This is a genomic window from Variovorax sp. UC74_104 (genome assembly GCF_044055375.1).
Taxonomy (GTDB): Bacteria; Pseudomonadota; Gammaproteobacteria; order Burkholderiales; family Burkholderiaceae_C; genus Variovorax.
Genome location: NZ_CP171978.1, coordinates 702,307 through 723,251, shown reverse-complemented (window position 1 = coordinate 723,251; position 20,945 = coordinate 702,307). Strand labels below are relative to the sequence as shown.

Below are 20,945 nucleotides of genomic sequence, written 5' to 3'. Positions count from 1 at the left end.
GGCTATCGAAAGGATTGGAGCCGCCGCGCGTTGCCGCGTTCCAGCATCCGGAAGTCGAGCGTGCCTTGCCGCGCAGCGCGCTGCGCGCAATGCATGGCATCGAAATACTTGTCGTGGTCGAAGGCGATCAGCAGGAGATCCACGCCGGAGTTCAGGGCGTGGACGGTGGCGTCGCAAAGACCGCGGTTGTAGGCCGCGCCCATCGTGAGATCGTCGGTGACGAGCAGGCCCTGGTAGCCCCATTCGCCTCGAATCACCCGCTGCACGATTTTGCGCGAGAAAGAGACCGGATAGACGGCGTCGAGTTCCGCAAGGATGACATGGCCGAGCATGATCGCCGCATCCGAATGTTTCGATACGTCTTGAAACGGCTTCCAGTCGTGGGCCGAGAGCCGGGCGACCGGCGTGCGCAGTTCGGCGGCGAAATGGTGGGTGTCCTCGATCACGCCGGCCAGCCCGGGAAAGTGCTTGAGCGTGCCGCGCACCCCAGCCGATTCGAGGCCCAGCTCGTAAGCGAGCGCCACCTGCGCAGTGACCGCCGGGTCTGCCGAGATGGCGCGTTCGTCGATGCGGGTGTGCAGGTCCCAGCGCCCCGGCGCGCGGCCTGTGCGCAGGTCGACCACCGGACTGAAATTGAGCGTGATGCCCAGGCCGGCAAGTGCCCTGCCCTGGCGGGCTCCGTAGGCACGGGCACGTTGCGCGAGTTCCTCGTCGGGCAGGTCTGCATCCAGCAGCGAGGCGAGCGAGGGCTGGTGTTCGACCAGCGGCGACAGCCGCGAGACGGCGCCGCCTTCCTGATCGGTCGCGACGATCAGCGGCGGCAGCCCGGCCGCGCGGCGCACCGCCTGCAGATCGGCGATCTCGCTGCGCAGCTCGTCGGCCGTCCGGCCCCTGACATTGCGACCGGTTACGAAGATGCCGCCGATCAGCCCCTTGCCGGCCAAGTCGCGCAGATTTCTCGCATCGTCGTAGCCGACGATGAAGTGCGCACCCAGCGCCCGGGCAAGCGAGCCGCCGGACGCATTCACCTCGGCGCGGTGCCGGTGCGAAGCCGCCTCGTTGCACAGGGCGGTCAGCAATGCCGCGAACGCCAGCCCGAGGGCCAGCGGGCGCACCCTGCCGCGTGAGAGCCGCCACGCGATCGCGATGGCCGCCGCCGTCAGTGCCAGGAGCAGCGGCAGTTCCCATGCGCGCATGAAGCGCAGGTGCGGGTCCTTCAGGTGCCAGGCCCAGAACCACAGCACGGCCAGGGCCAGCCAGCCCGAAGCACCTGCGATGACCCGCAGGGGCTTCATGCGGCCGTCTGCGCCTCGGGCGCCGCCACGGGAGCGGCTTCGCTGCGGCGCGAGAGCGCGTACCAGTCGACCTTGCGCGTCACGAGCATCAGCACCGACAGCATGCCGAAGATCAGCAGCGCACCCAGCAGCAGCGCGTTGCTTTCCGAAGCCAGCAGGCCGTAGAGCGCGCCATACAGCAGCGCCACGAAGGCACCGAACGAGAGGCCTCGCCGCCAGCCGCCGAGCACCGCGCTGAAGTACACGGCCAGCAGCATGACGCTCGCCGAGGCGGCGCCCGCATAGGCCATCCAGAACGTGAACTTCTCCGACAGCGCCAGCAGCAGCAGGAAGAAAAGCGCGATCGACAGGCCGACCAGGCCGTACTGGATCGGATGCAGGCGCAGCTTGCGGAACAGCTCGAACATGAAGGCCGCCATCAGCACGAGGCCGATGAAGAGCACGCCGTACTTGCCCGCGCGCGTGCTCATCGAATAGACGTTGATCGGCTGCGCGAGCGATACGTCGAAGGTCTGCAGCGGGCCCATGTTGCGGCGTGTCGGAACGGCCGCCGCCGGGTGGGCGCTGCCGGCCACGTCCGCCGAGCCGCCCTGGCCTGAAAGGCCCGCACGCACCTGCTCGCGCGCCGAGGTCACGAGCGAGGACACACGCCAGTGCGCATCGAAGCCCTGAGGCGTCACGCTGCGCTCGGCCGCGAGGAAGCGGCCGCCGAAGCTGGGATGCGCCCAGGGCGAACGCAGGTGTGCGGTCGTCTCCTCGGCGATGGGAGCGATGGCGAGCGTGTCCTGCCCGACCAGGCCCAGCTTCATCTCGAAGGGGATCGGCGTGCCGGCCTGCCAGGCCGTGAGCGCGGCGCCGGTGACCGGTGCGTGGATGCCGTTCGCGAACCAGGCATCGTCGTCCAGGCCTGGCACGCGCTGCCTGAAGCGCAGGGCCTCGCCGCCCATCGTCATGCTCGGTGAACCATCGAGGCCGCGCAGGTCGCTCACGTTGAAGGCGATGAGCGGCGACTTGAACTCGATCTTCGAGTCGGGCTCGCTGTGCGGCACGGCCTTGGGGTCGAAGGCCGCGAAGCCGCCGCTGAGCGTGGCGTCGAGCGTGTAGAACGGAATCTTGAAGATGCCGCGATAGCGTTCCTGCGGCGCCATCGAGCCCTCGATGTGCAGCTTGTCGGGGAACACCACGTGGGCCATCTCCTTGCTGCGCGGCTCCTGGCCGATCACCTTGCCCTGTGCGTTACGCAGCGGCTCCATCCAGCGTTCCACGTAGGGCACCAGCAGCAGCGGTCCCACCATGGTCTGGCGGCCCGCGTAGGTGGCGGCGAGTTCATCGGCGGCCTCGCGCTGGCTCTCGCCGCGGGCGCGGTTGATCGAATCGATCTCCCCCAGCGGAATGCACAGGAGCAGCAGCAGGAAAAACAGGCCGGCGACTTTCGCCAGCATGGAGCTCTGGAGCGCCTTCAGCAGCTGAAACATCTTTTCTCTCCTCGTCTGTAGCGATGGCCGCGATGCTCGCCGCGCGAACCGAAGGCCGTGTGAAGGGCCCGGGCCGCCTCGCTTCACACAGACTTCACACAGCGGATGCGGGCGGCCGTCGACTTCAAGACGCCTTCCAACTGGCTTCTCGCGCGGTGGAGAAAGTTGCGGCCGTGCAAGTTCGCACGGACAAGGACCCCGCCATGGATGCCCAAACCACCACACGTCCCGGCCGCTGGCTCTGGCTCGCCACCGTGAGCCTGGCGACCGCGGGCTTCATCGCCATGGGCGTGCGCCCGGCGCACGCGCAGGAAGCGCCCGCCGGCCCGCGCCTGAAGACCGAGAGCCCCTATTTCTTCGTGAAGAGCGACGACCCCTCGGTCGACCGCCTGCCGCTCAAGGGCACCGAGGTGTCGGTGAAGATCTCGGGCGTGATCGCCGACGTGACGGTCACGCAGACCTACCGCAACGAAGGCCAGCGCGCCATCGAGGCGAAATACGTTTTCCCGGGCTCGACCAAGGCCGCGGTGAGCGGCCTCAACGTTCGCCTGGCCGACCGGCTCATCACCGCGCAGATCCGCGAGAAGCAGCAGGCGCAGATCGAATACGACACCGCCAAGAAGGAAGGCAAGACCGCCGCGCTGCTCGAGCAGCACCTGCCCAACGTGTTCCAGATGAATGTCGCCAACATCCTGCCGGGCGACGACGTGAAGGTGGAGCTGCGCTACACCGAGCTGCTGGTGCCGCAGTCGGGCAACTACCAGTTCGTGTTTCCGACCGTGGTCGGCCCGCGCTACAACTCCCCGCAATCGGGGAACGCGCAGGCCAAGTGGGTCGCGCAGCCCACGCTGGCCGCCGGCACTGCCGCCGGAACGAGCTTCAAGCTCAAGGCCACCATCGACACGCCGATGGGCATCAAGGAGATCCGTTCGGCCACGCACGCCATCGACGTGAAGAAGAGCGACGAGGACCAGCACGCCGACGTCGTGCTCGCCGCCGACGGCCGCCCCGCCGACAACCGCGACTTCGTGCTCGACTACCGCCTCGCGGGCGAGAAGATCGAATCGGGCCTGATGCTCTACAAGGGCCAGGGAAACAATGCAGAGAATTTCTTCCTCGCCATGGTCGAGCCGCCCAAGGCCGTGGCCGCCAGCGCGATCTCGCCGCGCGACTACATCTTCGTGGTCGACATCTCGGGCTCGATGCACGGCTTTCCGCTCGACACCGCGAAGACGGTGCTGGAGCGCCTGATCGGCGGGCTGCGCCCGAGCGACACCTTCAACGTGCTGCTGTTCTCGGGCAGCAACAAGATGCTCTCGCCCAAGTCGGTGCCGGCCACGCGCGCCAACATCGAGCAGGCGCTGGCCACCATCAAGAACTACAGCGGCAGCGGAAGCACCGAACTCATTCCGGCGCTCAAGCGCGTATATGCCGAACCGAAGGAAGCGAACGTGTCGCGCACCGTGGTGGTCGTGACCGACGGCTACGTGACGGTGGAGCGCGAGGCCTTCGAGCTGGTGCGCAACAACCTGTCGAAGGCCAACGTGTTCGCCTTCGGCATCGGCTCCTCGGTCAACCGCAGCCTGATGGAAGGCATCGCATGCGCCGGCATGGGCGAGCCCTTCATCATCACCGATCCCATCCAGGCCCCCGAGCAGGCTGCGCGCTTCCGCCGCATGGTCGAGTCGCCGGTGCTCACGAACGTGAAGGCCACCTTCGGCGGGCTCGACGTGTACGACGTGGAACCGCAGGCGCTGCCCGACGTGCTCGGCGAGCGCCCGGTGATCGTGTTCGGCAAGTGGCGCGGCGAAGCCAAGGGCCGCGTGATCATCGAAGGCCAGGGCGCGAACGGCCCCTACCGCCAGGAAGTGCGCATCGACGGCAACACCCGCCAGGACACGGCCGCGCTGCGCACGCTGTGGGCACGCCACCGCATCCAGAGCCTGAGCGACCAGGAGACGCTGGAAGGCGGCACGGCGTTCAAGGAGCGCATCACCGAGCTCGGCCTGAAGTACAGCCTGCTCACGCAATACACGAGCTTCATCGCCGTCGACAAGGTGGTGCGCAACATGACGCCGCAGGACAGCGTGGGCGTGAGCCAGCCGCTGCCCCTGCCGCAAGGCGTGAGCGAGCTCGCGCTCGGCGCCGAGGTGCCGAGCACGCCCGAGCCCGAATCGCTGGGCGCCATCGCCGTCGTGCTGTCGATGCTCGCCATGCTGCGCCGCCGCGCGCGCCGCAACGACGCTCGCCGCTTCACCGCCTGACCCATCCGGAAAAAAGAAAGAAAAGAATGTCCTTGGCAATGCTTGCCCACCGCCATCCGCGCATCGTGGACTGGGGCATCCACATCGATCGCACGCCGGTCGCCGGCTGGATCGGCCTGCAGTTCCTCGCGCTGATGCCCACCTGGGTGTGGATGGCCCAGCGCATGCGCGACGGCTCCGACGATCCGCTGGGCCTGCTGGCACTGGTCGCGCTCGCGGCGCTGGCCTGGAGCCGCCGGCGCGAGTTGCGCGCATCGCCGCGGCTGGGCTGGCTCGCGCTGGCCGGCGTGGGCACGGTGCTCGCGACGCTGATGCGCACGGGGCTCGGCTTCGTGCCCGCGCTGCCGCCGCTCGCGGCCGGGCTGGTGGCGGTGTTGTCGCTGGCCTGCGGGCTGCTGGCCTTCCTGCCGCGCAAGGTGGCGGCGCTGCCGGTGGCTGGCCTCGCGGTGCTCGCGCTGCCGCTGCTCTCGTCGCTGCAGTTCTATGCGGGTTACCCGCTGCGCGTCGTGACGGCCGAGGTCAGCCGCTGGCTGCTGTCGCCGGGCTTCGAGGTGGCGCGCGAAGGCGCGAGCCTGGTCGTCGACGGACGCCTGGTGATCGTCGATGCGCCCTGCTCGGGCGTGCAGATGGTGTGGCTGGGCTATTTCACGGCCTGCGCGGTCGCGTTGTGGGCTTCGCGCAGCGGCAGGGCCTTCATGCAGCGGCTGCCGATGGTCGGCCTCCTCGTGCTTGCCGGGAACATCGTGCGCAACAGCGTGCTGATCGCCTTCGAGGGCGCGGGCCATCCGCTCGCGCCGTGGGCGCACAACGCGCTGGGCCTGGTGCTGCTGGCCGCGGTGTGCGGCGTCATCGCGCGGCTGATGGTGCCGGCCCGCCCCGCGCCCGAAGCCGCCGAACTGCCCATTCCGGGCCTGATCACCACCCAGGGAGCCCGCCATGTCGACACCGTTCTTTGAACGCTGGTTTGCGAACCATTTCATCAATCGCATCGGGCACAAGACGGCTTTCGCGCTGGCGATGGTGCTGTGCATGCTGTGGTCGGCCGGCGCGGCCCTGCGCGAGCCGGCCGAAGCGATGCCGGCCGCAGTGGCCTCGCACGAATGGCCGAGCCAGTGGGACGGCGCCGCGCTGCGCCCGCTGGCCTTGAGCGACGTGGAGCAGCGTTTTGCCGATCGCTTCCCCCGGTGCCATCGGTCGCATGACCGATGGCACGCAGACGCTGGTGATGCGCGAGGTCAGCCAGCCCACGCGCATGCTGCACCCCGCCGCGGACTGCTACCGCGCGCTGGGCTACCGCATCGAGCAGGCGCGCCTGGAACGCGACGCGCAGGAGCGCATGTGGCGCTGTTTTGTTGCTCAACGGCACGGAGCGCAAAAAATCCGCGTCTGCGAGCGCATCGTCGATGCCCAGGGCACGGCTTTCACAGACACTTCAAGCTGGTACTGGGCAGCCGCCAGCGGCCAATCGCATGGGCCGTGGCAAGCTGTCACCGTAGCGAGACCGATCTGAGAAAACCTGCCTGTGAAGAAGACCCTGCGATTCGTGCTTTTCGGCCTGCTGGCCCTGGTCATTACGGCCTGCGTGGCTATGTTCCTGATAGTCAGGCTGGCGCTCGCGCCGGCCTCCGGCGAATGGAGCACCACGGTCAAGGCGGGGCCCCTGAGTTTCGAGATCGGCGTGCCGACCGCGGTGCGCGTCGCCACCTCCGCGTGGTTCGCGCCTCACCTGGACGGGCGCTCGCTCGACACGCGCTTCGGCACCGTGCGCTTCGCCTGGAAGCCGGCCGGCGAGCTGCTGGAAATGCAGTGCGCGCCCTGCAGCGCGGAGGTGCCGGCGCTCGGCACCCAGCCGATCCGCGTGGAGCGCCTGGTCGCCACCGTGAAGCGCGACGGCAACACGCTCAACGGTACCTTCGAGGCCACGCCGCGGAGCACCGACGCCACCCGGCTGCAGGGACAGTGGGACGGCAGGCTGATGCCGAAGAACATCCACCTCAACGCCAGCGTGCAGGACGCGCCCATCGAGCGCTGGTACGCAGTGCTGGTGCCCGCGCTGCCCGAACTCCAGCGCGCCCGCATCGGCGGCACCCTGGCGCTGCGTGGCCAGCTCGTGCTGCCGGAGGCCACCTTCGCGGTGCAGCCCACCATCAGCCAGTTCACCGTGGAAGGGCTGGGCACCGAGGCCATGCTGGGCGCGCGCACCAGCTGCGGCCCGTCGGCGAAGCTGGCCAACGACAGCTGGCTGGCGCGCGCCGTCATCGCCGCCGAAGACCAGCGTTTCTTCACCCACGGCGGCTACGACCTGACCGAGATCCTCGCTTCCATCGACAACAACCAGAAGCCCGGCCAGACGCGGCGCGGCGGCAGCACGCTCACGCAGCAGCTCGCCAAGCTGCTGGTGACGGGCAGCGACCGCACGGCCGAGCGCAAGCTGCGCGAGTTGCTCTACGCGGTCGAGATGGAACAGACGCTGGGCAAGGCCCGCATCCTGCAGCTGTACCTCGACAACGCACCATGGGGCGGCAACCTCTGCGGCGCCGAGGCCGCGGCAAAGCGCTACTTCAAGCGCAGCGCGCGCACGCTCGAGCCGGCACAGGCCGTGTGGCTCGCCGCCATGCTGCACAAGCCGCAGGCCGTGCTCGAGCAATGGCGGCGCGACGGCCAGATCGACGCCGACCGCATCAAATGGATCGCCGAGGGCATCCGCGGCATCAGCCGCAACCAGCGCGAGGCGCTGCTCAAGAGCGTGGCCGCGGCGAAATTCACGGCACCGGAGGCCGCAACGCAATGACGAACACAGCCGTGCTGGGCGTTACCGATATCGAAGCCATCGAGCGCGCCACCATCGCCGCGGTGTCGCCCGACCTGACAGAGGAGCTCGACGGCTGGCTGCTGCCCTTCGCCGGAGGCACCGTCAAGCGCGCCAAGTCGGCCGTGCCGCTGCACCGGGGCCCGGTCGACCACGCCACGCTCGATCGCATCGAGGACCGCTACGACAGCCGGCAGGCCAAGCCCGCGCTGCGCCTGGCCGATGCGCCCTGCTTCGACGGGCTGCGCACCGAGCTAGAGCGGCGGCACTACGTCGCCGACAGCCCGACCTGCGTGCAGCTGGCTTCGGTGCGGCGCATGCAGGAGGTGGTCGCGCCGGGCGGCGCGCTGGCCGACGTCGATCGCGCACCCGACGCCGCCTGGTCGGCGCTGTTCCTCGGGGAGGGCTTCGATCCGGTCGATGGCGCCCATCGCGTGCGGATGCTCTCGCGCGCCAAGGGCACGCTCTACGCCAGCGTGCGCGAGAACGGCCGTACGCTGGCTGCCGGCGCCATGGCCTTCGGCCACGGCTGGGCCAGCGTGCACGGCATGCGCACCGACCAGGCCCAGCGCGGCCGGGGGCTGGCCGCCCGCGTGCTGGCGGGGCTCGCGCAGGCCGCGGTGGAACGCGGCTTCGAGCGGGTGTTCCTGCAGGTCGATGCCGGCAACCACGCGGCGCTGTCGCTGTATCGCCGCGCGGGCTTCGAGACGCAGTGGAAATACAGCTACTGGCAGCGCCAGCAGTGGCCCTGAAGCCGCAGGCCGCACGAGCTGTCGGCTGACAGGGTGCGGGTGGCGCGGTGGGCGCGTTAGTGCCACCATGGACGCATGACGAACGCCAATCACCACGCCAACCACCCCACCGATCCCGTCGCCACGCCGCGCGGCATCGACCACATCGTGGCCGGTGTCTCCACCAGCGATGGCGACGGCGTGAAGCTCACCCGCGTGCTGCAGCAGCCGCTGCAGAAGCGGCTCGACCCGTACCTCATGCTCGATGCCTTCGGCAGCGACAACCCGGGCGACTACATCGGCGGCTTTCCCAGCCATCCGCACCGCGGCTTCGAGACCGTCACGTACATGATCTCGGGCCGCATGCGCCACCGCGACAGCGCCGGCCACGAAGGGCTGCTCGAGAACGGCGGCGTGCAGTGGATGACCGCCGGCCGCGGCCTCGTGCACAGCGAGCTGCCCGAGCAGGAAGAAGGCCTGATGGAAGGCTTCCAGCTCTGGCTCAACCTGCCGGCAAAAGACAAGATGCGCGAGCCCTGGTATCGCGACATCCAGAGCGCGGAGATCCCTGAATTCACCACCACCGGCGGCGCGCGCGTGCGCGTGATCGCGGGCGCGAGCCACGGCATCGAGGGCGCCGTGCGGCGCGAGCACACCGAGCCGCTCTACCTCGACATCGAACTGCCGCCGGGCGCCGAGTTCGCGCAGCCGCTGCCGCACGACCACAACGCGCTGATCTACGTGTTCCGCGAATCGCTGTGGATCGCGGGCAGCGAGATCCCCACGCGGCGCATGGCCATCCTCGCTAACGACCCGGGCAGCGACGGCGTGGTGCTGCGCGCCGGCGCGACCAACCACAGCCCGGCGCGCGCCCTGCTCATCGCCGGCAAGCCGCTCAACGAACCGATCGCGCAGTACGGCCCCTTCGTGATGAACACCTCCGAGCAGGTCAGGCAGGCGGTGCACGACTTCCAGAACGGAAAGCTGGGCTGAACGCCCACCCGCGGGGGCGAGCGATGTAGTCGCCCGCCTACCGGAATTCGGCATCGCGTACATGCACCGGCTGCCGCGCTTCGGATCTAGATTGCGCCAATGCCTCCCACGATCCGGAAAGGACAGGCGCCCGAGACGCTGCAGCGCGCCGAGTTCCACGAACGCTTCATGCAGCCCTTCCAGGACCCGGCCTTCCGTGCCGAGGCCGATTCGCTGCGGCGCATCGAGCTCATCGCCTGGCAGGCCTACGAGGAAGGCCGCAAGGCACCCGTCACCCGCAAGGCCGGGCCCGGATACGCCGACCCAGAGTACGAACTTTCGGTCGACTGGCTGGAGGCCAAGGCGCGCATCGATGCGGCGCAGGCGGCCTGGGGCCTGCCGCAGACGCCTTCGCGCGTGCTGCTGGTGAACGGCTCGCCGCGCAACGACGGCACCTGCCCCGGCGAAGTCTCCAAGACATGGCGGCTGGCGCAGATCGCCCGCGAGGTGCTCGACGGCAGCGGCATCGAGACCGACCTGCTCGACCTGAGCCTGCTCACCTCCGAGTACGGCCGGCAGATCCACCCCTGCAAGGGCTGCGTCTCCACCGCCATGCCGCTGTGCCACTGGCCCTGCAGCTGCTATCCGAACCATTCGCTGCGCCAGACCGGCGACTGGATGAACGAGATCTACGAGCGCTGGGTGTCCGCGCACGGCGTGATCCTGCTCACGCCCACGCACTGGTACCAGGCAACGAGCCCGCTGAAGCTCATGATCGACCGCCTGGTCTGTGCCGACGGCGGCAACCCCGACCCCACCAGCACGCACGGCAAGAAGCCCGACGAGGCCAAGGCGCTGGAGCTGGAAGGCTGGGGCTATCCCAGGCACCTCGACGGCCGCGCCTATGGCGTGGTGGTGCACGGCGACGTGGCCGGCATCGAGAGCGTGCGCCGCAACCTCTGCGACTGGCTCGACTGGATGGGCCTGATCGAGGCCGGCACGCAGTCGCGGCTGGACCGCTACATCGGCTACTACGAACCCTACGCCACCAGCCATGACGCGCTCGATGCCGACGCCGACGTGCAGGAGGAAGTTCGCCAGGTGGCCCGCGCGGTGGCCAAGGCGGTTGCCGAGGTGCGCGCGGGCAGGCTGCAGCCGCCCGATCGGGGACTGAAGCGGCCGCGGCCCAAGTGATGCAGCGCCCGCAAGGGCAATAAATCACGCCGCGGGCCGCACGCGCAGGGCCTGTTCATCATTCTTTACGCAAGCTCACGCCGGGCTAACGGATGCGATACAGAGGGCTTCCACACTTCGTCTCACCTGCTGCCCATCGGCGGCGGGCTTCTTCGAAAGGAAGCAGTTCTCATGATTTCTCTCCGCCAACGCATCGTCTGGGCGAGCCTGCTCGGTTCGGCCGCCCTCGCCTCCTCGGGCGCCTTCGCTCAAGCGCCGGCAGCCGCTCCGTCCGCAGCCGCACCCACCGCCGCGGTGGCCCAGGCCGACAACGCCGCTGCGCCCAAGGCGCAGCACAAGCGCATGGACCCGGCCCAGCGCATGGAGCGCATGAAGGAACACCGCGCCAAGCGCCTCGCGGCCCTGAAGGAAAAGCTCAAGCTCACCTCGGCGCAGGAAGGCGCATGGAGCACCTACACCAGCGCGACGCAGCCGCCGGCCGGCCCGCGCCCGCACATGGACCGCGCCGAGTTCGCCAAGCTGACCACGCCGGAGCGCCTGGAGCGCATGCAGGCCCGCCAGGCCGAACGCAGCGCGAGGTTTGCCAAGCGCGCCGAAGCCACGAAGACCTTCTACGCCGCGCTGACGCCCGAGCAGCAGAAGACCTTCGACGCCGAGACCGCGCACTTCGGCCATCGCGGCCATCGCGGCCATGACGGCGCCAACCACGGCGCGCCCGCGGCCCCTGCCAAGAGCTGATCGATCGCCGCCCTCGGCGGCAGCCGCAGGAAAGCCCGCAACGCGAAAGCGCTGCGGGCTTTTTCATTGGCGATCAGGCCTCGTGCTTACTTCGGCGTGCCGGTCTTGTCGGTCGGGTTCGTCACCACGTCCGGGCGTTCGCCCTTCTCGCCGAAGCGCGGCGTCACCTTGCGGCCGGTCTGGCTGACTTCCGCACGGGACATCTCGCCGGTCGGCTGCGGCATGGCGTTGGGCTGGTGGTTGACCGTGGTCGTCACCTCGCCCTTGGGCACCGGGTTGTTGGCGTTGTTGCGGTTGTGCGCGCGGGCTTCGGCCTTCACCGACTCGCGCGACATCGGCATCGAGTTGTCGGGGCGCTGCGGCGGGTTGGCGACGCCGGCCGGCGTCATGGTGCTGGCTTCGCCGCCCACCGAGGGATCGGGCTGGGCCGGAATGGACGTGGTCTGCGCCATCGCGACGCCTGCCGCGCCCAGCAGCGCGGCAAGTACGGTGGCGTGGAAAGCGGCTTGGTGTTTCATGGGTGTGCTCCTTGTGGCTTGTTCCTCGAAAAAAGGCGGGCTGCCTTTTTCGAACCGTGAATTCACCGTAGGAGCCCCGGATTTCCGTCCGTGTGGGGGTGCGGCAGGCGTGCCTGTAGGAACCGGCCGTCCGCGCACGAAGGCGGCGGCGGGATGGCGGGGAAAAGAAGTTGGCGCGTTCCTACAGTCAGGACGGGCGCGGCCACGTACAACCTGAGTGACGATGTCCTCTTCGCCCATCATTCCCGAAGCCGAGCCGGCAGCGCCGGTCACGCCGACCTCGCTCAAGGTCATGACGGTGAACACCCACAAGGGCTTCACCGCGCTCAACCGCAAGTTCATCCTGCCGGAGCTGCGCGACGCGGTGCGTACCGTGGGCGCCGACGTGGTGTTCCTGCAGGAGGTGCTGGGCACGCACTCGCGCCATTCGCGCCGGGTGAACAACTGGCCCGAGGCGCCGCACTACGAATTCCTGGCCGACACCATGTGGCCGCAGTTCGCCTATGGCCGCAACGCGGTGTACCCCAAGGGCCACCACGGCAACGCGGTGCTCTCGAAGTTCCCGATCGTGCATTTCCGCAACCACGACGTGTCGGTGAGCGGCCCCGAGAAGCGCGGCCTGCTGCACTGCGTGCTGCGGCTGCCGGGCCGCGTGGTCGACGTGCACGTGATCTGCACCCACCTCGGCCTGGCCGAGGCGCACCGGCAGCAGCAGCTGGAGTTGCTGTGCCACATCGTGCGCGACGAGGTGCCCTCCGAGGCGCCGCTGATCGTTGCGGGCGACTTCAACGACTGGCGCGGCCGCGCGCACGAGATCCTGGAAAAGGGCGCGTCGCTGCGCGAGGTGTTCGTGCACGCCACCGGCCGCGCGGCGCGGACCTTTCCGGCACGCTTCCCGGTGCTGTCGCTGGACCGTATCTACGTGCGCAATGCCGGCGCGCATGCACCGGTGGTGCTGCCGCGCCGACCGTGGTCGCACCTGTCGGACCACGCACCGCTGGTGGCGGACATCGACCTGTGAGCGCCGCGCCATGAACGAAAGCAATAACGGAAACGGCCACTGGATCCCTGGCAACCGCGTCGAGCTGCTGGAGAACGGCGAGGAGTTCTTTCCGCGCGTGTTCGAGGCGATCCGGCAGGCGCGGCGCGAGGCGATTGTCGAGACCTTCATCCTGTTCGAGGACAAGGTGGGCCTGCAGCTGCATGCCGCGATGCGCGAGGCGGCGCTGCGCGGCGTGAAGGTCGACCTGATGGTCGACGGCTTCGGCTCGCCGGACCTCTCGCGCGAGTTCATCGAAGGGCTGACCTCGGCGGGCGTGAAGGTGCGCGTGTTCGACCCCGGTCGTCGCTTCATGGGCCAGCGGCTCAACGTGTTCCGCCGCATGCACCGCAAGATCGTGGTGGTCGACGGCGAGCGGGCCTTCGTCGGCGGCATCAACTACTCGGCCGACCACCTGCTCGACTACGGCCCCATGGCCAAGCAGGACTACGCGGTCGAGCTCGAGGGCCCGATCGTGGGCGAGATCCATCAGTTCGTGCTGCGCGCCATCGCGCTGGGCGGCAAGGGCGCGGGCTGGTTCCGCCGGCGGCTGCGCCAGGTGCCGGGCATCGCGCACATGCAGCATGCCGGCACGGCCGACGCCATGTTCGTCACGCGCGACAACCGGCGCCACACCAACGACATCGAGCGGCAGTACCGCGCGGCCATACGCGCCGCGCGCGAGCGCATCGTGATCGCGAACGCGTATTTCTTTCCGGGCTACCGGCTCATCAAGGAGCTGCGGCGTGCCGCGCGGCGCGGCGTGGACGTGCGGCTCATCCTCCAGGGCGAGCCCGACATGCCGATCGTGAAGACCGCCGCGAGCATGCTGTACCACCACCTGCTGCACGCGGGCGTGCGCATCTACGAGTACTGCGACCGCCCGCTGCACGGCAAGGTCGCGCTCATGGACGACAGGTGGAGCACCGTGGGCTCGAGCAATCTCGATCCGCTGAGCCTTTCGCTCAACCTGGAGGCCAACGTGGTCGTGCGCGACGCGGCCTTCAACGAGGTCCTGTGGAAGCGCATGGACGGGCTGATGCGGCAGAGCTGCAAGCAGGTGCTGGCCGCCGATCTCGCCAGCGAATGGAGCGGCTGGCGGCTGGTGCGCAGCTTCTTCGTCTTCCACATCATGCGCTGGTATCCGGCCCTGCTGGGCCGCCTGCCGCGGCACGTGCCGCGCCTGACGCCGGCGGAGGCCACCGACCTCGCGAGCCGACGCGACACGGGGCGCAGCGACCCGGCCGGCGGCGCCACGCAGACGGAAGCCGCCTGAGCGCGGAGGCAGCATCGCGATGAGCACCCTGGCCCTCTCGCGCCACAACTGGTGGCCCTGGGCCCGCCGTGCGGCGGTGTGGGGCTTCTTCGCGCTGATCGCGTGGCTGCTGGTGCGGCAGGCGCGCGCCATCGACTGGGAGGACGTGTTCGACGCGATCCGCGCGCTGCCGGCCACGGCCCTGCTCGCGGCGGCCGCGCTGGCTGCGGGCAGCTTCGCGCTCTACAGCACCTACGACCTGCTCGGGCGGCACCTCACGCGGCACCGCCTCGGCACGGGCACCGTGATGGGCGTGACCTTCATCAGCTACGCCTTCAACCTCAACCTCGGCTCGCTGGTGGGCGGCGTGGCGTTCCGCTACCGGCTCTATTCGCGCCTGGGCCTCGCGAACCACACCATCACGCGCGTGCTCGGCTTCAGCATGCTGACCAACTGGCTGGGCTACCTGGTGGTGGCCGGCGCGGCCTTCTGCTTCTGGCCGATGGCGCTGCCGCCCGAATGGAAGATCGACAGCGAAGGCCTGCGCATCCTCGGCGCGGTGCTGCTGACGGCGGCCCTGGCCTATCTGGTGCTGTGCGCCACCTCGCGGGGGCGCGCATGGCGCGTGCGCGGCCATGAATTCAGGATGCCGGGGCTCGCGATGGCGCTGCTGCAGCTGGCGATGTCGTGCGCCAACTGGTCGCTGATCGGCGGCGTGATCTGGTTCCTGCTGCAGGGGCCGGTGGCGTACGTGCAAGTGCTCGCGGTGCTGCTGGTGGCGGCGGTGGCCGGCGTCATCACGCACGTGCCGGCGGGGCTCGGCGTGCTCGAGGCGGTGTTCGTGACGCTGCTCTCGCACCAGGTGCCTCAGGCGCAGCTGCTCGGCGCGCTGCTGGCCTATCGCGGCCTCTACTACCTGCTGCCGCTGGCCGTGGCCACGCTGGGCTATCTGGTCACGGAGGCGCGGGCCCGGCGGCTGCGCATGCCGCTGCGCCGCGGGCGGTAGCGCCCGGCCCGGAAGTGCTCAGAAGTGATACGTGTAGCGCAGCCGGACGAAGTTCTCGCCCCGGGTTCGGCTTCTTGATGCCGCCGTTGGAGAAGTGCTGCAGCCGCAGCGAGAGCTCGTGTTCTCCGTGCTCGCCGAAGCTGCGCCCGATGCCGATCACCTCGGTGAACTGGAAGGCGGTGCTGAAGCTGCGATCGGGCGTGCGGTAGACGTGGTCCATCACGCTGCCGCCCACACCGCCTTCGGCAAACCAGGGCGAACCGCCGTGGTCGAAGCGGTAGCGCCAGGTGTAGATCGCGCCGATCTGCGCGTAGTCGTGCGGGCCGTCGCCCAGCGCCGGTGCATGCCAGTTGCTCAGAAAGACGTCCCAGTAGGTGGTGAGCGCACCCTCGTGCACCGGCTGGCGGAACGACCAGGGAATGGTCATGCCCACGGTGGCCGAATTGGTGCTGCCCATGTCGCCGTGCGGGGCGCGGCCGCCTTCGGCATAGAAGCCGCGCGCGCTGTCTTCGAACGCGTGGGCCGTGGTGCCCGACAGGCCGAGAAGGCCGGCGAAAAGGGCTGCTCCGGCAAGGGACGCGCAGGTGTGGAATCTCATGATGCGGGGCATGAATGCACTAAGCGGAAACGAGAAGCTCATCTTCAATTTCCGCCGCATCCGGCATTCGCCCGGCACGTAATTTCCACATCGGAAAGTAGGACTTGATCAACAAAAATGCAGGTTCGCTCCTGGTGTGCGCAAACCTCCGCCGCCCGGCTGCGCCTATAGTGGCCCGACCCCTTCTCCACGCGCTCGAGCGCGGTCTTCTACGCCATGTCGTCTTCAATTTCTTCAGTTGCCAGCGTCCCGGGCCCCCTCGTGCAGCAGTGGTTCGAGCTGGCGTTCAAGACCCACGAGATGCTGCTGTCGTCCGGCCTCGTGATCGGCATGCGCACCGGGCGCATGGCCCGCGCGGGGCTCGCGCCCAGCGCCGACGATCTCGCGGAGTTCCACCTCATGGGACAGGAAAAGCTCGATGCCGCGAGCGAATCGGGCATGGCGATGGCCAGGCAATGGCACAGCAGCCATTTCTCGCTCGCCAACCGCGTGCTCCAGCAATGGCTGCAGAGCACGACGGCCTTCTTCTCGCTGGCGGGCAGCGTCACGCCGGCGCAGGCGGCCGCGCATGGCGATGCCTTCGTGCAATCGGCCGCGGACACGGTCGATGCGGCGAGCGAACTGCCCGCGATCGCGGCACGCATCGCAAGGCAGGGCCTCACGCCCATCCACGCCGCTGCCACGTCGAATGCGCGGCGGCTGTCGGGGCTCGAAGAGTCCTGAGCCTCTTCCTTCAGGTTCAGGACTTCGCCGGCACCAGCGTCAGCAGCGTGATCTCCGAGGGCGCGCCAAAGCGCTTGGGCGGGCCCCAAGTAGCCGGTGCCCCGGCTCACGTAGACCCACATGTCGTGCAGGCGGTGCAGGCCGGCCGTGAAGGGCTGCTGCATCGGCACGAAAAGATTCCACGGAAAGAACTGGCCGCCGTGCGTGTGGCCCGACAGCTGCAGCTGGTAGCCGGCCGCGGCCGCCAGCGGCGCGCTGCGCGGCTGGTGCGCGAGCAGCACGCGCGTGTGCACCAGCGGGGGGGCGTCATGCAGCGCCAGGTGCGGATCGCTGGCATGCGCCGCGTCGAAGTGCCCGGCGGTGAAGTCGGTCACGCCGGCGAGCACCAGCGCGCTCTCGAAGAGCTCTTCATCGGTCTGGGCGCCGCGCACGTTGCGCGTCTGCAGCACCACGTGCTCGTTGAGCAGCACCTTCAGGCCCAGCCGGCGCAGCTCGTCGATCCACGCATGCGCGCCCGCGTAGTACTCGTGGTTGCCCGTGACCACGAAGGTGCCGTGCCGTGCGCGCAGCCCGGCCAGCGGCGCGATGTGCTCGCGCAGTTCGGGCACGCTGCCGTCGACCAGGTCGCCGGTGATCGCGATGGCATCGGCGCCCAGGCGGTTCACCGCGTCGACGATGCGCTGGATGTAACTGTTGCGGATCGTCGGGCCCACGTGGATGTCGCTGAGCTGCGCGATGCTGAAGCCCTGGAGCGCCTGCGGCAGGCCGCGGATGGGCACTTCCACCCGCTTCACGCCGGCCGTGCGGCGCGCATTGAAAAAACCGATCGCCGACGTGGCCGTGGCCAGCGCCAGCACCGCTAGCGCACTCCACGGCAGCAGCGCGTTCCACTGCACCTGGATGCCGCCCACCGCGCCCGCCAGCCAGGTCAGGGCCAGGCCGGCGTCGCGCACCAGCGTCAGCACGAACATCGAGGAGAACCAGCCCATGCTGATCAGGCCGGTCCACTTGAGCAGGTTGCCGTTGCCGGCGCCCTCCCGCCCGCGCCGGCGCGAAACGAAAGGCAGGGGAATCGTCGCCGCCGACACCACCAGCGCGAGCAGCGCCAGCGGCCATGCGGGCGTGAGCGTCGCCAGCGCGGGCAGCAGGCGCAGCGCGATATAGACGTGCAACAGCGCGGTCAGCGCGCTCAGGGGACGGATCGGCATCGGGGCAATGGGGTCGGGCACTGCCCGGGGACAAGGCATGTGCAAGGCGCATGCCGCGCATTCAAGACACCGCGAAGCGCGTCGGTCGCTATTTTTTCTATAGCGGACAGCGCCCGGATAGCAAGCCTTGCAGCATGGCCCAACCCTCGGATTGTGCGCCAGCCCGATGCGTGCCGGCGCTCACTCGCCCCGCGCTACTGCACCGGCCGCGTGCCGGCCGAGGCCATGTCGGTGCCGGCGGGCCAGACGAAGGTTGCCTTGGCCGGTCCGCCCTGCGGCACGCGCAACTCCTGCTTCAGCACCTGGCTGCCGATGCGCGCCTCGACCTCGTAGTTGCCCGGGTCCAGCCGCGCCACCATGAACGGGCCGCCCGACACCACGTTGTCGAGCAGCGCCGTGCCGCTGCTGTCGCGCACCGTCACGTGCACGTTGGCCGCGAAATCGGCGCCCTTGTGATCCTTGATCGCGAACTCGAAGGTCGCGGGCCAGCGCGGCGACACCGTCTCCATCAGCTGGGCCTCGTCGCTGCCGATGCCTCCGCTCATGTACTCGACACCGTGCGCCATGTAGATCGGCGGATTCACAGTTGCCTGGGCTGTCGAGAGCGCGCCGAGCAGGACCGCGCCGCAGAACATCGCGGCCGCCAGCGGCCGCGCGGTGCGCAGTGATGGAAAACGGGGGGTCATGGTCTGAGTCCTTTCTTTCCTTGCGTGGCGAAAGCCACGGCGCCACTTTGCGGCGCGCGGCTTAGGAAAGGCTGACCTGGAAAAGGAGCGGACTCGCCGTGCGGCGTGCCCGTCTACCTGCGTGCTCGTTCGCCGCTTCTCAGCGGGCGGCGGAAGAAGTCTGCGCCAGCGTCTGCGTTTGCGGCGGCATCACCGAGGCCATGTCGAAGTTCGACGGCCAGATGAACGATGCGCGTGCCGGCACCCCGGCGATCACCACCAGCGACTGCGTCAGCGTGAGGCCGCCGAGCGTCACGTTCACGTCGTACGCGCCCGGATTGAGGCGCGCGAGCATGAAGGGACTCTGCGATTCCACGTTCATCACGACCTGGCCGGTGTACTTCTGGCGCACCTCGATTCCCGCCTTGGCGGGAAAGCCGGGCCGCTGCGCGCCCTTGCCGTCGCTGATGCCCAGTTCGATGGTCGCGGCCCAGCGCGGCGACACCATTTCCATGAACGCGGCCTCGTCCTTCGCGGCGCCGCCGCACATGTATTCGATGCCCTGCGCCACCTGGATGGGCGGGTTCGAGAACGCATGGGCCGAAGTCACGGCCCCGAGGAAAGCTGCGGTACCGCCCAATACCAGCGCGGCCAGCGGCCGGCGGAGACGCATAGGTTTCATTGCTGTGAGGTCCTCGATCTTGCGTGACGTGAAATCCGTCGGGGATTTTGCTTAGCAAGAGTCGGGCTAGATATAGCGTTTACGAGGAACGATCTGCGGATCGGAACTGAATGCTATTGTTTTCATAGCTGATGACGGCCTTGTGACGCGCATCCACGATGGATTTGCCGACCGCCTCCACGAAAACCCTGATCGGACGGTTTCGCCCCCTCCCGCGTCTTTTCTGCGTCTCTTGTGCGCGCCGCCTGGAGGCTGCCTGGCGTCGAAGTCTGCAGCGCTGCATTGGTGCAGGCCTACAGCGGTGCGTTGGCCCTCGCGATATCAATGGCTGGAGCAAGGATCAACAAGGAGCTTCAGCCATGAGCATCGAATCGACGATCAACGAGTTCAAGAGAGTCGACGCCCAGCGCGCCGACTACCCGGGCGAGCATCTCGCGGTGCTCGCAGCGGGTGTGTTGCTGCTGCTGGCGGCGGGACGCAGCCGCTCGTTCCTGGCGCGGATCGCCATCGGCGCGGCCGGCGGTGCGCTGGTCGGGCGGGCCGCGAGCGGCACCGGCGGTATCGCCAGGCTGGCGGGCGCGCTGCAGAACGGAGGCCTGTCATGGCCGCGGCGCTGATCGGCAGGGCGAGCAGGCGGGCGCTCGAGGTCGGGGACTCTCGCCGCTACTGGGCGCCGTGCATCGCCGTCGCGCTGGTGGCGATGTTCCTCTTCTATGTGACGCTGACGGACCTGGTGAAGGAAAGTGCTGCCCGCGCCGCGGCCCAGGTGGCCGTGATGCCCGCCGTCGTCCAGGCGCCGCTGCGGACCTCCACGCCGGCCCCGGAACCAGCCGGGGTCGAGGCGCCGGTGCGGATGGCTGCCGTCGTGCCCGCGGCTCGCCGCATCGAACAGCCCCAGCCGGCCGAACTTTCACCCGTCGTGGCACAGCCTGTGCGCCTCGAGGTGACCAAGTGCGTGACGCCGTCCGGCGAGGCTGAATATTCGGATGGGCCCTGCTCCGAAGGCGCACGCGCCACGACGCTGCGCTTGCAATGACGAACGCCCGGGCGAGCCGGGCGTTTGGTTGATTGCTGTCGTGTTGGCACTTGCCGAAAACTCGCGGTCTGGCCTCACGCCAGCACATTCAAGATTGATTTGGGGCTTGGTCGCTCCGTCGAACAACGAAGGCGTCCGTGCACTCGATGAGGCATGGTGGGCCCGGTCGACCGAATGCTCCCAGAACGAAGTTACATTTCATCCGCCGAAGCGGTCGTCACCCTTTCGGCGTAAAGCAACTTCAATTACTCAATCGGAGGGATTTTGAGAAAAATCGCAGTTATCGCCCTGATGTCCGTCTTGTTTACGGGTTGTGCTTCCGTGAAGATGGAAAGCGCGGAGGCCTCGGCGCAGGCCAAGAAGTTTTCGCCACCGTCGCCGGGCAATTCCGGTCTCTATGTCTATCGGGACAGCTTCGTCGGAAAGGCGCTCAAGAAGGACATCTGGGTCGATGGAAAGTGCCTTGGCGAGTCGGCGCCCGACGTGTTCTTCCGCACGGAAGTTGCGGGTGGCAAGGAACACGAGATCGCGACGGAATCCGAGTTCTCGCCCAACACGCTCAAGCTGATGTTCGAGACGGGCAAGAACTACTTCGTTCGCCAGTACATCAAGATGGGCGCTTTCGTCGGCGGTGCCAACCTTGAAGTGATGCCCGAGGCCGAGGGCAAGAAGGCGGTGACGGCGTTGGGGCTCGCTGCGCCGGGAACCTGCAGCAAATAAGTCCGCGCTGCGCCTGT

The 20,945-nt window shown here is 68.7% G+C and carries 20 protein-coding genes and 2 pseudogenes; 15 read left to right on the top strand and 7 right to left on the bottom strand.

The window, feature by feature from the left end; genetic code table 11:
* Window positions 1-2: 2 nt before the first annotated feature.
* Window positions 3-1,295 carry a glycoside hydrolase family 3 N-terminal domain-containing protein gene (locus tag ACHMXA_RS03545; protein ID WP_395318506.1) on the bottom strand — a complete coding sequence of 431 codons (1,293 nt, stop codon included), beginning with the start codon at window positions 1,293-1,295 and terminating at the stop codon, window positions 3-5.
* On the bottom strand, window positions 1,292-2,770 hold the full coding sequence (gene creD / locus ACHMXA_RS03540) for a cell envelope integrity protein CreD (RefSeq protein ID WP_395318504.1): 1,479 nt from the start codon (window positions 2,768-2,770) through the stop codon (window positions 1,292-1,294). The genes ACHMXA_RS03545 and creD overlap by 4 nt, the downstream gene beginning before the upstream one ends.
* Window positions 2,771-2,973: 203 nt before the next feature.
* Between creD and ACHMXA_RS03535 the strand changes: the two genes are divergently transcribed.
* The 8 genes and pseudogenes from ACHMXA_RS03535 to ACHMXA_RS03500 all read left to right on the top strand — a co-directional run bounded on the left by ACHMXA_RS03535 (window position 2,974) and on the right by ACHMXA_RS03500 (window position 11,478).
* Window positions 2,974-5,034 (top strand): VIT domain-containing protein, encoded by a 2,061-nt coding sequence (locus tag ACHMXA_RS03535; protein WP_395318502.1) that lies wholly within the window; start codon window positions 2,974-2,976, stop codon window positions 5,032-5,034.
* A gap of 26 nt (window positions 5,035-5,060) precedes the next feature.
* Window positions 5,061-5,990 (top strand): exosortase Q, encoded by a 930-nt coding sequence (xrtQ, locus tag ACHMXA_RS03530; RefSeq protein WP_395318500.1) that lies wholly within the window; start codon window positions 5,061-5,063, stop codon window positions 5,988-5,990.
* A pseudogene (locus ACHMXA_RS03525) lies at window positions 5,971-6,544 on the top strand (hypothetical protein). The gene xrtQ and the pseudogene ACHMXA_RS03525 overlap by 20 nt, the downstream one beginning before the upstream one ends.
* A 12-nt stretch (window positions 6,545-6,556) precedes the next feature.
* Complete coding sequence (locus tag ACHMXA_RS03520) at window positions 6,557-7,825, top strand: biosynthetic peptidoglycan transglycosylase (protein WP_395318498.1); 1,269 nt, start codon at window positions 6,557-6,559, stop codon at window positions 7,823-7,825.
* The gene (locus tag ACHMXA_RS03515) at window positions 7,822-8,595 is read left to right on the top strand and encodes a GNAT family N-acetyltransferase (protein ID WP_395318496.1); all 774 of its coding nucleotides are present in this window, start codon (window positions 7,822-7,824) and stop codon (window positions 8,593-8,595) included. Before ACHMXA_RS03520 ends, ACHMXA_RS03515 begins: the two co-directional genes overlap by 4 nt.
* Window positions 8,596-8,670: 75 nt before the next feature.
* Entirely contained in the window at window positions 8,671-9,567 is an 897-nt protein-coding gene (locus ACHMXA_RS03510) for a pirin family protein (RefSeq protein ID WP_176665405.1), read from the top strand.
* Window positions 9,568-9,666: 99 nt separating this feature from the next.
* On the top strand, window positions 9,667-10,740 hold the full coding sequence (locus tag ACHMXA_RS03505; RefSeq protein WP_395318493.1) for a flavodoxin family protein: 1,074 nt from the start codon (window positions 9,667-9,669) through the stop codon (window positions 10,738-10,740).
* 171 nt (window positions 10,741-10,911) lie between these two features.
* On the top strand, window positions 10,912-11,478 hold the full coding sequence (locus ACHMXA_RS03500) for a Spy/CpxP family protein refolding chaperone (RefSeq protein WP_176665403.1): 567 nt from the start codon (window positions 10,912-10,914) through the stop codon (window positions 11,476-11,478).
* 86 nt (window positions 11,479-11,564) lie between these two features.
* Here ACHMXA_RS03500 and ACHMXA_RS03495 read toward each other — a convergent pair whose 3' ends face one another.
* Window positions 11,565-11,996 (bottom strand): serine/threonine protein kinase, encoded by a 432-nt coding sequence (locus ACHMXA_RS03495; protein WP_395318491.1) that lies wholly within the window; start codon window positions 11,994-11,996, stop codon window positions 11,565-11,567.
* A 223-nt stretch (window positions 11,997-12,219) separates the two neighbouring features.
* Between ACHMXA_RS03495 and ACHMXA_RS03490 the strand changes: the two genes are divergently transcribed.
* From ACHMXA_RS03490 to ACHMXA_RS03480, 3 genes are read left to right on the top strand one after another with little or no spacing between them, the layout of a single operon-like run.
* On the top strand, window positions 12,220-13,017 hold the full coding sequence (locus ACHMXA_RS03490; RefSeq protein WP_176665401.1) for an endonuclease/exonuclease/phosphatase family protein: 798 nt from the start codon (window positions 12,220-12,222) through the stop codon (window positions 13,015-13,017).
* A 10-nt stretch (window positions 13,018-13,027) separates the two neighbouring features.
* Window positions 13,028-14,311 carry a cardiolipin synthase ClsB gene (gene clsB / locus ACHMXA_RS03485; RefSeq protein WP_176665400.1) on the top strand — a complete coding sequence of 428 codons (1,284 nt, stop codon included), beginning with the start codon at window positions 13,028-13,030 and terminating at the stop codon, window positions 14,309-14,311.
* A 19-nt stretch (window positions 14,312-14,330) separates the two neighbouring features.
* Entirely contained in the window at window positions 14,331-15,296 is a 966-nt protein-coding gene (locus ACHMXA_RS03480) for a lysylphosphatidylglycerol synthase domain-containing protein (RefSeq protein ID WP_395318488.1), read from the top strand.
* On the opposite strand, the gene ACHMXA_RS03475 is transcribed toward ACHMXA_RS03480, so the two are convergent.
* Complete coding sequence (locus ACHMXA_RS03475) at window positions 15,244-15,894, bottom strand: acyloxyacyl hydrolase (RefSeq protein WP_395318486.1); 651 nt, start codon at window positions 15,892-15,894, stop codon at window positions 15,244-15,246. The genes ACHMXA_RS03480 and ACHMXA_RS03475 overlap by 53 nt on opposite strands.
* A gap of 216 nt (window positions 15,895-16,110) precedes the next feature.
* Between ACHMXA_RS03475 and ACHMXA_RS03470 the strand changes: the two genes are divergently transcribed.
* On the top strand, window positions 16,111-16,617 hold the full coding sequence (locus tag ACHMXA_RS03470; RefSeq protein ID WP_395318484.1) for a polyhydroxyalkanoate granule-associated phasin: 507 nt from the start codon (window positions 16,111-16,113) through the stop codon (window positions 16,615-16,617).
* Window positions 16,618-16,633: 16 nt separating this feature from the next.
* On the opposite strand, the pseudogene ACHMXA_RS03465 reads toward ACHMXA_RS03470, so the two are convergent.
* The 3 genes and pseudogenes from ACHMXA_RS03465 to ACHMXA_RS03455 all read right to left on the bottom strand — a co-directional run bounded on the left by ACHMXA_RS03465 (window position 16,634) and on the right by ACHMXA_RS03455 (window position 19,172).
* Window positions 16,634-17,825 (bottom strand): annotated as a pseudogene (locus ACHMXA_RS03465) (metallophosphoesterase).
* A gap of 194 nt (window positions 17,826-18,019) precedes the next feature.
* Window positions 18,020-18,511 (bottom strand): hypothetical protein, encoded by a 492-nt coding sequence (locus ACHMXA_RS03460; protein ID WP_395318482.1) that lies wholly within the window; start codon window positions 18,509-18,511, stop codon window positions 18,020-18,022.
* Between the two features lie 139 nt (window positions 18,512-18,650).
* Window positions 18,651-19,172 (bottom strand): hypothetical protein, encoded by a 522-nt coding sequence (locus tag ACHMXA_RS03455; RefSeq protein ID WP_176665394.1) that lies wholly within the window; start codon window positions 19,170-19,172, stop codon window positions 18,651-18,653.
* 359 nt (window positions 19,173-19,531) lie between these two features.
* Here ACHMXA_RS03455 and ACHMXA_RS03450 point away from each other — a divergent pair, with 359 nt between their 5' ends.
* The 3 genes from ACHMXA_RS03450 to ACHMXA_RS03440 all read left to right on the top strand — a co-directional run bounded on the left by ACHMXA_RS03450 (window position 19,532) and on the right by ACHMXA_RS03440 (window position 20,928).
* On the top strand, window positions 19,532-19,789 hold the full coding sequence (locus tag ACHMXA_RS03450) for a hypothetical protein (protein WP_395318480.1): 258 nt from the start codon (window positions 19,532-19,534) through the stop codon (window positions 19,787-19,789).
* Window positions 19,774-20,208: a hypothetical protein gene (locus tag ACHMXA_RS03445; RefSeq protein WP_395318478.1), complete on the top strand. Its 435-nt coding sequence runs from the start codon at window positions 19,774-19,776 to the stop codon at window positions 20,206-20,208. The genes ACHMXA_RS03450 and ACHMXA_RS03445 overlap by 16 nt, the downstream gene beginning before the upstream one ends.
* Before the next feature lie 264 nt (window positions 20,209-20,472).
* Entirely contained in the window at window positions 20,473-20,928 is a 456-nt protein-coding gene (locus ACHMXA_RS03440) for a DUF2846 domain-containing protein (protein WP_395318476.1), read from the top strand.
* The last annotated feature ends 17 nt before the right edge of the window (window positions 20,929-20,945 follow it).

Excerpts from the sequence above, each read along its gene's own strand:
- xrtQ (WP_395318500.1), top strand. The coding sequence starts at position 5,061 with ATGTCCTTGGCAATGCTTGCCCACCGCCATCCGCGCATCGTGGACTGG.
- ACHMXA_RS03535 (WP_395318502.1), top strand. The coding sequence starts at position 2,974 with ATGGATGCCCAAACCACCACACGTCCCGGCCGCTGGCTCTGGCTCGCC.
- ACHMXA_RS03480 (WP_395318488.1), top strand. The coding sequence starts at position 14,331 with ATGAGCACCCTGGCCCTCTCGCGCCACAACTGGTGGCCCTGGGCCCGC.
- ACHMXA_RS03460 (WP_395318482.1), bottom strand. The coding sequence starts at position 18,511 with ATGACCCCCCGTTTTCCATCACTGCGCACCGCGCGGCCGCTGGCGGCC.
- ACHMXA_RS03490 (WP_176665401.1), top strand. The coding sequence starts at position 12,220 with ATGTCCTCTTCGCCCATCATTCCCGAAGCCGAGCCGGCAGCGCCGGTC.
- ACHMXA_RS03500 (WP_176665403.1), top strand. The coding sequence starts at position 10,912 with ATGATTTCTCTCCGCCAACGCATCGTCTGGGCGAGCCTGCTCGGTTCG.
- ACHMXA_RS03455 (WP_176665394.1), bottom strand. The coding sequence starts at position 19,172 with ATGAAACCTATGCGTCTCCGCCGGCCGCTGGCCGCGCTGGTATTGGGC.
- ACHMXA_RS03445 (WP_395318478.1), top strand. The coding sequence starts at position 19,774 with ATGGCCGCGGCGCTGATCGGCAGGGCGAGCAGGCGGGCGCTCGAGGTC.
- ACHMXA_RS03545 (WP_395318506.1), bottom strand. The coding sequence starts at position 1,295 with ATGAAGCCCCTGCGGGTCATCGCAGGTGCTTCGGGCTGGCTGGCCCTG.
- ACHMXA_RS03510 (WP_176665405.1), top strand. The coding sequence starts at position 8,671 with ATGACGAACGCCAATCACCACGCCAACCACCCCACCGATCCCGTCGCC.
- ACHMXA_RS03495 (WP_395318491.1), bottom strand. The coding sequence starts at position 11,996 with ATGAAACACCAAGCCGCTTTCCACGCCACCGTACTTGCCGCGCTGCTG.
- clsB (WP_176665400.1), top strand. The coding sequence starts at position 13,028 with ATGAACGAAAGCAATAACGGAAACGGCCACTGGATCCCTGGCAACCGC.
- ACHMXA_RS03475 (WP_395318486.1), bottom strand. The coding sequence starts at position 15,894 with ATGAGATTCCACACCTGCGCGTCCCTTGCCGGAGCAGCCCTTTTCGCC.
- creD (WP_395318504.1), bottom strand. The coding sequence starts at position 2,770 with ATGTTTCAGCTGCTGAAGGCGCTCCAGAGCTCCATGCTGGCGAAAGTC.
- ACHMXA_RS03470 (WP_395318484.1), top strand. The coding sequence starts at position 16,111 with ATGTCGTCTTCAATTTCTTCAGTTGCCAGCGTCCCGGGCCCCCTCGTG.
- ACHMXA_RS03515 (WP_395318496.1), top strand. The coding sequence starts at position 7,822 with ATGACGAACACAGCCGTGCTGGGCGTTACCGATATCGAAGCCATCGAG.
- ACHMXA_RS03505 (WP_395318493.1), top strand. The coding sequence starts at position 9,667 with ATGCCTCCCACGATCCGGAAAGGACAGGCGCCCGAGACGCTGCAGCGC.
- ACHMXA_RS03450 (WP_395318480.1), top strand. The coding sequence starts at position 19,532 with ATGAGCATCGAATCGACGATCAACGAGTTCAAGAGAGTCGACGCCCAG.